Source organism: Nocardioides humilatus, assembly GCF_008373755.1.
Classification (GTDB): Bacteria; Actinomycetota; Actinomycetes; order Propionibacteriales; family Nocardioidaceae; genus Nocardioides; species Nocardioides humilatus.
In genome coordinates, this window is the sequence record NZ_VUJV01000072.1 from 1 (window position 1) to 320 (window position 320).

1 protein-coding gene is annotated in these 320 nt (G+C 47.2%); it reads right to left on the reverse strand.

Going from position 1 to position 320, the window contains the following annotated elements:
• Positions 1–4: 4 nt before the first annotated feature.
• On the reverse strand, positions 5–320 hold a 316-nt coding region (locus tag F0U44_RS24030), incomplete at its 5' end, for a hypothetical protein (RefSeq protein ID WP_223163813.1).

Here is a 320-nt window from a genome sequence, read left to right on the forward strand (position 1 = left end):
CAGTTCATTGGGGCTTTTCAATGTCAGACATTTGTTCTTTGTGACGCCTGATCGCATCCTCATGTCGTTTAATCTGCTCCTGGTGGAAGGCAATCTCCTTGTTCAAGTGCCCCTTCAGGTTTGCTAGTTGTTCCTTTTGCTTCTTGTAGAAGTATTCATCTTCTCTAGCAGCTTCCATTTTACCGAAGGTACCACCGGCTTCTCGAATCGAACCACCACCACCACCACCCTTACCGGCTCCAGATCCAGGTTCGCCTGCATACATTCTAACATTGACGATAGCACGCACGAATGACGTTCTTGTTTTGGGAAGGAAATTC